We start from the raw sequence: 8,273 nt of genomic DNA on the forward strand, positions 1-8,273 counted from the left end.
AGTCTTGACATGCGATTTTTTGCCGCCGGTCGCCCGCGCTCCCGTCGCCGGTACCGACTTTCGGTGGGTTCCGGTCAACGTCGACGGCCTTGACATTTTCGCGGTCGCGCCTCTCGCCACGCCCGGCGCCGACCGGTCTCGGCCGCGGCGATTTCGCGGTCCCAATACGATGTATCAGCAACCGTTTGTACAGCGGCCGCGGTCGCGCGGCCGCCGTCTCGTCGCTAGGAGGCTGTTGCGTATAGGCGGCCCAGCGAGGTTGCGACATGCGAGGCGAGGTTCGGCGCACGCCCGCAGTGCACGAGGGCGCGTATCCACATACGGCACCGAAGGGCGCGAGGACGTACGCCGACGATCGCCCGCAGATCGCGACCGCAGCCAGCGGCTGTGCGCAACAACCTGCTAGCCGTCGGCCGCGAACGGCAGCTCGCGAATCCGCGTCAAGTCGTCGCCGTCGTTGGCCGGCCGCGACATCTCGCCCGCGAGCGCCTCCAGCTCCTCGATCTCGAGGATCATGTCGTCGTCGATCGACAGCAGATCGTCGGCGTCGTGCGCGCGCGGTCGACGCCGATCGGACGTACGCCGCTCGCGCGGAAACACCCGCGTGTCCGGTTTGCCCACGCGCCGCGACGCTCGCCGCCGATCGCGCTCCAGCGCGCGGCGAATCCCGGCGAGCGTCTGCGGAAGCGGCTCCAACCGCACGATGCGCGCCGCGCAGGTATGGCAGCACGGCATCCACGAGCCGAGCAGTTCGACGCTGCGAAGGTTGTCCCGCCGTCGCTCGCCGCACATCACGCAGGTGGCGCCAAGCCCGACGGGCCGCGACTCGGCCCACTTCGTGTAGCAGCCCCAGCATCGCCCGCGCCGCAGTTCCTTCACCCGCGCGTTGCAGATGTCGCAAACCATCGTATGAGCTTCCATGGGCACCTCTCGCAGCGATCGTCGATACCGCGGCGGTCGTACCCGGGCAACTTTTTGGGTATGGTGAGGCGTGGCCTCGACGCGCGCGCTGGCGCACGCTCCCTGGTCGTCGTCGAAAATTCAGACGGCGCTGCGCTGTCCGCGCGAGTTCCACTACCGGTACGTCGACCGCGTGCCCGAATCGGACGCGTCGCCCGAAGCGCGCATCGGCAAGGCGGTCCACGGCGTGCTGGAGCGCGCGCTGGTCGGCGACTCGGTCGACGCCGCCGTCGCCGAGGGGCGCCGGCTCATGCACAACGACGCCGAGCGGCGCCGCTACGACGCGCTCGCGGCGGGCGTCGGCGCGTTCATCGACCGCGTCGCGGCGTTCCGCCGCCGCCACCGCGTCACCCGCCAGTTCGTCGAGTTCACTCTCGCCGTGCGCGAGGATCTGTCCCTCACCCAATTTCATGCGTCCGACGCGCTGTACCGCGGCATCTTCGACGCGGGCTACCTGTACGACGACGGCAAGCTCGCGGTGGTAGACCACAAGTGCGGCGAGCGGCGGACGTCCCTGGCGTTTTCCGACCAACTCGAAGGCTACGCCGTGCTCGCGGCGGCCATGTTCCGCAACGTGCGCGCGTACTGGCTCGGGGTTCACTGGGTCGCGGAGTGCCAGGTGGACTGGTCCGGCCCGGTAACGCCGCAGCAGGTGGCCGACGAACTGGCGCCGCGGATGCTCGCGAACATCGAAGCGGCTGCGCTCGCCGTCGACGATGGCCCGCGGCCGGCGCCGTCGGACTGGTGCCTGCTGTGCAGCTACCGATCGATCTGTCCGGCTGCCCACGACCTGCTGCTCGAGCCGGTCGACGACGAGCCCCCGCCGGACTGGGAGCTGTGACGCCCCCGAGCGCGTTCGGCGCTTTGACATGCGGGGGCCGGCGGGCTAGATCGCGGCCATGGCGCGCGGACCGAGCAGGGCGTTTCGCCGCCGGGATTTTCACCGGCGCATGTTGACGGCCCACGTGGCGATCGGAACGGCCGTCGTACTGGGGCTGTTCGCGGTCAACCGGTTCGTCACGCCGGAGCGCATGTGGGCGCACTGGGTAGCGCTGGCGTGGGTGCCGGCCCTGGCGGTGCACGCGGTCGTGTTCGCGCGCAGCACCCTGTCGACGATGGGGCGGCGCCGGACGTGAAGCTCACACCGGACACCGGCGCCCGGTACCTGCTCGAGCGCGTGGGCGAATCGGCGGATCGTGCGTCGGCCCGCTACGCGGCCACCGCGGTGTCGCCGGACGGCGAGTGGACGTTCGACGTGACCCTGCACGCCGCGGGCGATCCGGCAATCGCGCCGCGCGGAACGCCGCCGCCCGACCCGGCGATCGCGGCGCAGCTCGCCGCGATCGCCAGGCAGGTCGCTCGACAGGCGGCGCGCAACCGGACCGAGGGGCTCGCGATCGTGTGGCCGCGGAGGGTATTGCGGTGGAAGGGGCCCGGCCGGGGTGCCTGACGCGCGCGCGGATCACCAGTCGATGTCGACGGCGGCGCGAAATCCGAGCTTGACGAGGTCGATCGGGTCATCCTGGCCAGCGGACGGGAACGTGCGCTCGTACGCGATGCCGAACGCCGCGCCCGGCAGCAGCCACCGCCGGCGCGCCGCGCGGCCGCCGATCGCGAGGCCGACGTGTACGCCGGGCACGCCGTCGAGCCGGTTCTCCGTGACGTGCTCGAGGTAGCCGACCTCGGCTTCCCAGTAGGTGTTGACCAGACGGTAGCGCACCACCGCCGGCACGACCACGTCGAGACCGAGCACCAAGTTGCCGCGCTCGTCCATGTCGTCCTTGGGAAACGACGCGCTCGCGCCCACCTCGAGTCCCGCGAGCAGCGTGTAGCGCGAACCGATCGCTCGCCCGAACAACACGCGCCCCGCTCCGCCGAACTGGAGGTCCACCGTCCCCGCGCGGTGGCTCACGATCCCCTTGCCTCCGCCGCCGAACGACAGCTGCCAGCGGTCATCACTGATCTGGCGTCCGCGGAACCGGTCGCTCGGCTCGATCCAAAACGGGCAGTCCGCCGGCGCCGCGGCCATTGCCGCGCGCAGCAGCATGCGCACGCGGGTGGCGACGAGCAAGTCGCGCACGCGATCGAGCGAGCGGCCCCGGGCGACGTACACCGCGCGCACGTCGCCGCCCTGCGCCGCGACGCGCGCATCGAGCCACGCGAGCAGCTCGGCGCGGCGCGCTTCGGGCACGCGACACACCGACAGCAAGGCGTCGGGCAAGGTCTGGTCGATCTCGACGCGGTCGATGTCCCATCCGGCCGCCTCGGTGAGGGTCACGAGGCGCTCGAGGTCGCGGTAGAGGGCGGCGGTCGTCGGATGATGCGGCACGGCGCGGTCCGCACACGCGGCGCACGCGACCGCGCACAGCCACATCGCGATGGCGGCTCGCGGCACCATGGCGCGCGACGATAGCAGACGCGCCCGGCCGAGCGCGACGGTCGCGCGCTACGGCCGATACGGGTTCGCGATCCCGTCTTTGGTCAGGCTGTCGAGCGCTGCGGCCGTGCACTTTTGCACGAGCCCTTCGTCGGTCACGCTCGGGCCGCCCTGCACGTCGAGCCCGCACGTGGTGTCGTCGTCGATGACACTGTACTTGTAAGCCCACTCCGAGGCCCGCTGCGTGCGGTGTACGCACGCCGGCCGGCCATCGATCTCCTTGAGGTCACTCATCGCGTCCGCCTTGCACTTGCGCTGCAAGTCCTCGGCGGTCGCTACGTACCCGCAAAACACGTGCACCAGGCACAACTCGTCGCCGCCGACGACGCCGATCTTGTAGGCGTTCTTCTCGAACGTCTTCGCCTGCTGCTCGGCCGACGGCGGCTCCCCGCCCTTGACGATCGAGCAAACCGAGGTCGGGTCCACTTCGGTGCGCGACAGGTCTTTGAGGCCGAGATCCTCCTGCTCGCCGAGGGCTTCCTTGAACTTGGCGAGGTCGACCCAGTCTTCGCACTTGACCTTCGCGCCCGGCGCGACCGGCGTCTGCACCTTCACGATCTTCGGCGGCGGCCGGGGCGGCGCGGTCTCCTTCCGCAGCTTCTTGGCGTACTGGGTCGGGTCTTCACTCTGGCCGCACGCCCACAGCAGCGCGCACGCCAAGGGGATCGCGGTAGACAATCGCCGGCTCATACGGTCCTCTCGGCGCGGACGATACCACAGCGGCATCGCCCAACCGCTGTCGCAGCTTGCACCGCAACACCAGGCAGTGCAGGCATCCGCGGCGACAAAGCCGCCCGGTCTTGCGGTAGGCCTCGCAGCGCTTCGACGTCATCTGGCGATCACCCCCCGAAAAAGCAGTCGGCAGCCCCAGCGGGCTGCCCGGCGTGCCGTTTTCCCCTTCGAAGGATTGCGGTGGGAAGCAGTGAGCTGAAGTCCCGTCGCCGCGACCTCAGCGCGCCTCTCATGAGGTTGAGCTGCTCTTCAGAGTATTGTGAGTGCTGCCGTACCGGGTCTATCGGGTTCGCCCGGTTCCGCTTCGGCCTTACTGTTTCCAGACGGCCCTTGCGGCATTCCTAGCAACACCGGCCCCCGCTTGCTTGCGCTTGCGGGTTCATCCTCTCGTGAGCTTCGCCTCCTCTCCAGAGTTCGTCCTGCTTCGAACCGGCCCGTCGGCCGCAACCGACGAGCGCCTCCCTTGGGGTTTCTTCCTCCATCGCGGCATCAGTGCATGGAGTCCACTTGGCGGCCGGCGTCCCACTTCCGGCCTACGTTCCGCCTTCAGCGTTTCTCGCGCTCTTGACGGCTTGCTCCTCCATGCACCTTGCGGGCTTGTTTCATCCCGCTACCACGTCCGAGGTTCACTCTACAGGGGTTTTCCCCGACGCCCAGCCGAGCTGACTCGTCGCCAGCCCGTCCTGTCTTGACCTTTTGTCATCGGTCCCCTTCGCCGCCGAGCGAACTCGACGGCGCCAGCGACCGAAGCCGGGCCTCCACAGTTTTGATCCGGGCGCCGATCCGTAGGTCGTGACGGAGGTTTTACGTCCGCCACACCCCGATCCCCTCTTGAGCTTTCAGGCTCCTCAGGTCTTCCACTGGACACCTTGGCGACGCCTTCGCGCCTCCTCCGCTCACGGCCTTGCCCGCCCGCTTCTCGCAGTGACTCGGGTGGGTGACCCCCAGCGTATCGATCGGTGTCCAGCTCTTCCGACTGTCTCCAGCCGTCCTCCCTGTCCAGCCTTCTCGGGCTTCCTTCCCCGCCGCCGAAGCGACGGTTCCAGCGAGCCCCGACATCACCGAGCAGCCCACTGTGACTGCCGACGACGCGCGGAGGTAAATGCAGCCCGCGTGCCACGATCGGAATCGCGGCAACACGCCGGAATCCAGTGGACGATCGGGCGGGTGACTGTCGCGGTTTCGGTCAGCGGATGTGCATAACTTGAGGGTTGTCTGTGCGCCGAGCCTAGATGTGGTAGGCAAGCCTGGCGGTTCGACCACCGTCGACCGAAATCAGAACACGCGCGTCCGGATTGTGCCGGGAGTGGTCGACCTTCGGGATCGCCGCGCGGCCTCCGGGTTTTTGCCCGCCGGGAGCGTTCGCCCGTGTTATGAGTCGATGCGCGATGGTCAAGATCTGCCCGCGCTGCAAATCCACCTGGGCCGGCGGGTTGCGGTGCGAGGACTGCGGCTCCCACCTCGTCGATCCGTTCGATCCGGCTCGGGCGCCGACATTCCCGGACAACGTGTGGGCCTACATCCGGCTCCAGTACGGCGCGCGGCGAGGCATGATCGTCCGCGTCCTGGCGATCTTGCTCGGGCCCGCCGTCGGCTTCGCGCTGCTGCGCGAGGCGATGGCGCTCGATCCGCCGGTCGTGCGCGCGATCGGCGCCGTCGGGGCCATCGCGGCCGGCGCGGCCACCTGGTGGTCGATCCACTGGTTCGCGGGCAAGGCGGTGCGAATCTGGGTGCTGCGCAAGGGTCGCCTCAACCGGCGCAAGCTCGCCCGCGCGCTCGTCAAGCGGGCGCTTCGTTAGGCGGCGATCGCGCGCGCGGCGGCGGCGCGCATGTCGTCCACGAGTTCGGGCGCGCAGACGAGCCGCAACGTCGAGATCGGCCGGCCCAGCGGCATGTCCTCGAGCAGCTGGCCGAGCGGCACCGCGCCTCGCCGCGGATGGCCGACCACGTACAGTTCCTCCGCCGCGCCGGCCGCCGCGTAGCCGACGCGATCCGCGGTGTCGATCTCGTAGTAGTACGGCGCTCGGTCGCCGAACGCCGCCTCCGCAATGCGCGCGGCCGCGGGCGCGACGCGCTCGGCCACCGCGCGGTCGTCGCCGAGTTCGACGGTCTTAAACAGGCGCCGCGCGACGAGGCGATCGGCCAGGTCGCGAATCACGGGATCGGCGGCGTCGCGCGCCCAGCGGTCCACCGCGGCCGTGACCGCCACGTCGTCGAGTTCCAGGTACGTGTCCACGGAGACCCGCTCGCCGCGCGCAAGGCCTGCCGCCGCAGGCAATCCGTCGGGCGCCGCTCCGTCGCGCGCGAGCTGCGCGTACCGGCGCATCAGCTTGAGGAACATCCACTCGGCCGCGCGCACCGTCTTGTGGTGGTAGACCTGCGCGTACATGTACGAGCGAGCAAACAGGTACTGCTCGACCGCGTACATGCCGCGCCGATAGTCCACGACGAGATCTTCGCGGTCGCCGCCGACCGGCTCGACGCGCAGGGCGTACAGGATCCAGTCGAGGTCGTAGGTGGCGTAGCCCGCGCCGGAGTAGTGACCGTCGCGCAGCAGGTAGTCGAGCCGGTCGACGTCGAGCTGCGACGATACGAGCTTGCGCGCGTAGGTCGGCCGGTAGGTCTTGTCCCAAAACGCCGCGAGCGTCGCGGGCAGGCCGGACTCGATCGCGTCGATCGCTGCGGCGAGTTCGGCGTGCTCGCTGACGAGTCGAGCGCCCCACACCTCGTGGTCGTCAGCGCCGAACGCCTGCTCCCAGGCGTGGGAAAACGGCCCGTGACCGACGTCGTGCAGCAGTGCCGCCACCTTGACGTGGCGGGCGACGTCCGGATCGAGGTCGAGCGCGGCGCACACGCGCTGCGCGACGCAGAACGCGCCGAGCGCGTGGCCGAAGCGCGAATGCTCGGCGCCCGGGTAGACGAGCGACGCGAACCCCATCTGGCGAATGCGCCGCAGCCGCTGCATCGGCCGCGCGTCCACGAGCGGGATCAGCGCGCGATCGTCGCCGCGAAACTCCACGAGCCCGTGGACCGGGTCGCGGAACACGCGGTCCTTGGCGGGCCGCGCCGACACCGAGCTCCGCCGCGCCGTCACGACCTGCCCTCCGCGCCGCCGTCCCCGTCGCGCCGGCGGGAGCCGAGCCACAACGGGTCGCGCCGGCCGGTGCGGTTGTACTGCCATGCGTAGACCATGCCGACGATGCCCGATACCGGCAGGGCGAGCCCGGCCAGAGGCATGAGCAGCACCTTCGGCACGATCGCAGCCGCCGCCAGGTAGACGGCGCTGGCCGGGATCGCCTCGCGCAGCGAGCCGGCATACAGCCAGCCCACCGGGCCGAACACGAGCGACAGCCCGGCGGACAGCCACACGTTCTTCTTGCCGGCGGCGCGCCGGTCGATCTCGCGCTTGCCCGCCCGCACCAGCGCCGCCAGGCCGCCGGCGCCGCGCTCGTCGGCCGCCTCCGCGCCGCCGGCCGGCGCGAGCGCCTGCCCTCGCCGCGCCGCCGCCCGGGCGCGCACCCGGGCGCGCGCCTCGGCGCGCAGCCGCTCCAGGCGCTCGAACTCGTCGACGGTCGCGGGTCCGTCGATCGCCCGCGGCGCGCCGACGACGGACCAGCACAGCTCGCCGTCGGCGCCGACGTCGGCATCGACCACGCCATCGGCGACCATCTCGTCGAGCCACCGCTTCATCTTGCGCCGCGGCGCACCGACCAGCCGCTCGAGGTTCGCCAGCGTCAGCGGGATCTGGGTGGTCTCCCACAGCGTTCGCACGCGCGGTTCGAACTCGTCGCGACCGTCCACTCCGTGAGGTATACCGTGAGGGCGTGGCGCGCGACGTCGGTTTTCGCGATTTCCAGGTGCGGCGGGTCGGCGCCGGGGACGGCGCCGGGGACGCGGTCGACCGCGTCGCGGTCGAGGCGCCGCTCGAGTTCCGCATCGACGGGGCACCCGGCGCGGTCACGATGCGCACGCCGGGACACGACGAGGATCTGGTGCGCGGCTTCTTGTTCGCCGAGGGCGTCATCGGAGCGGCGTCCGACATCCGGCGGTTCGAGCGGATCGCCGACGACATCGTCGACGTGCACCTGCGCAGCCCGCTCGCGCGCACGCGGCTGCCCGAGCGCAGCACGTTCGCGACATCGAG

General features: G+C 70.7%; 10 protein-coding genes. 5 read left to right on the plus strand and 5 right to left on the minus strand.

Annotated elements, in window-relative coordinates; genetic code table 11:
* Positions 1-402: 402 nt before the first annotated feature.
* On the minus strand, positions 403-906 hold the full coding sequence (locus D6689_15920; protein RMH39645.1) for a hypothetical protein: 504 nt from the start codon (positions 904-906) through the stop codon (positions 403-405).
* Positions 907-991: 85 nt separating this feature from the next.
* Between D6689_15920 and D6689_15925 the strand changes: the two genes are divergently transcribed.
* The 3 genes from D6689_15925 to D6689_15935 are packed head-to-tail and all read left to right on the plus strand — an operon-like array spanning position 992 to position 2,410.
* Entirely contained in the window at positions 992-1,801 is an 810-nt protein-coding gene (locus D6689_15925) for a PD-(D/E)XK nuclease family protein (protein ID RMH39646.1), read from the plus strand.
* 58 nt (positions 1,802-1,859) lie between these two features.
* Positions 1,860-2,096, plus strand: a complete 237-nt coding sequence (locus D6689_15930; GenBank protein ID RMH39647.1) for a hypothetical protein — start codon at positions 1,860-1,862, stop codon at positions 2,094-2,096.
* On the plus strand, positions 2,093-2,410 hold the full coding sequence (locus D6689_15935) for a hypothetical protein (protein RMH39648.1): 318 nt from the start codon (positions 2,093-2,095) through the stop codon (positions 2,408-2,410). The genes D6689_15930 and D6689_15935 overlap by 4 nt, the downstream gene beginning before the upstream one ends.
* Before the next feature lie 12 nt (positions 2,411-2,422).
* Here D6689_15935 and D6689_15940 read toward each other — a convergent pair whose 3' ends face one another.
* Both D6689_15940 and D6689_15945 read right to left on the minus strand, forming a co-directional pair.
* Positions 2,423-3,358, minus strand: coding sequence for a hypothetical protein (locus D6689_15940; GenBank protein ID RMH39649.1), 936 nt, complete (start codon positions 3,356-3,358; stop codon positions 2,423-2,425).
* Positions 3,359-3,406: 48 nt separating this feature from the next.
* Positions 3,407-4,057, minus strand: a complete 651-nt coding sequence (locus tag D6689_15945; protein RMH39650.1) for a hypothetical protein — start codon at positions 4,055-4,057, stop codon at positions 3,407-3,409.
* Positions 4,058-5,517: 1,460 nt separating this feature from the next.
* On the opposite strand from D6689_15945, the gene D6689_15950 reads away from it, so the two are divergent.
* Positions 5,518-5,928 (plus strand): hypothetical protein, encoded by a 411-nt coding sequence (locus D6689_15950; GenBank protein ID RMH39651.1) that lies wholly within the window; start codon positions 5,518-5,520, stop codon positions 5,926-5,928.
* Here D6689_15950 and D6689_15955 read toward each other — a convergent pair.
* Together D6689_15955 and D6689_15960 are read right to left on the minus strand one after the other, a co-directional pair.
* Positions 5,925-7,310 carry an HD domain-containing protein gene (locus D6689_15955; protein ID RMH39652.1) on the minus strand — a complete coding sequence of 462 codons (1,386 nt, stop codon included), beginning with the start codon at positions 7,308-7,310 and terminating at the stop codon, positions 5,925-5,927. The genes D6689_15950 and D6689_15955 overlap by 4 nt on opposite strands.
* The gene (locus D6689_15960) at positions 7,220-7,930 is read right to left on the minus strand and encodes a hypothetical protein (GenBank protein ID RMH39653.1); all 711 of its coding nucleotides are present in this window, start codon (positions 7,928-7,930) and stop codon (positions 7,220-7,222) included. The genes D6689_15955 and D6689_15960 overlap by 91 nt, the downstream gene beginning before the upstream one ends.
* A gap of 56 nt (positions 7,931-7,986) precedes the next feature.
* Here D6689_15960 and D6689_15965 point away from each other — a divergent pair.
* A partial coding sequence (locus tag D6689_15965) for a hypothetical protein (protein ID RMH39654.1) occupies positions 7,987-8,273 on the plus strand: 287 nt, incomplete at its 3' end.

Source organism: Deltaproteobacteria bacterium (assembly GCA_003696105.1).
Lineage (GTDB): Bacteria > Myxococcota_A > Polyangia > Haliangiales > J016 > J016.

Coding starts and splice junctions, on each gene's coding strand:
- D6689_15920 (RMH39645.1), bottom strand. CDS start 906: ATGGTTTGCGACATCTGCAACGCGCGGGTGAAGGAACTGCGGCGCGGG.
- D6689_15930 (RMH39647.1), top strand. CDS start 1,860: ATGGCGCGCGGACCGAGCAGGGCGTTTCGCCGCCGGGATTTTCACCGG.
- D6689_15940 (RMH39649.1), bottom strand. CDS start 3,358: ATGGTGCCGCGAGCCGCCATCGCGATGTGGCTGTGCGCGGTCGCGTGC.
- D6689_15950 (RMH39651.1), top strand. CDS start 5,518: ATGGTCAAGATCTGCCCGCGCTGCAAATCCACCTGGGCCGGCGGGTTG.
- D6689_15955 (RMH39652.1), bottom strand. CDS start 7,310: ATGGCAGTACAACCGCACCGGCCGGCGCGACCCGTTGTGGCTCGGCTC.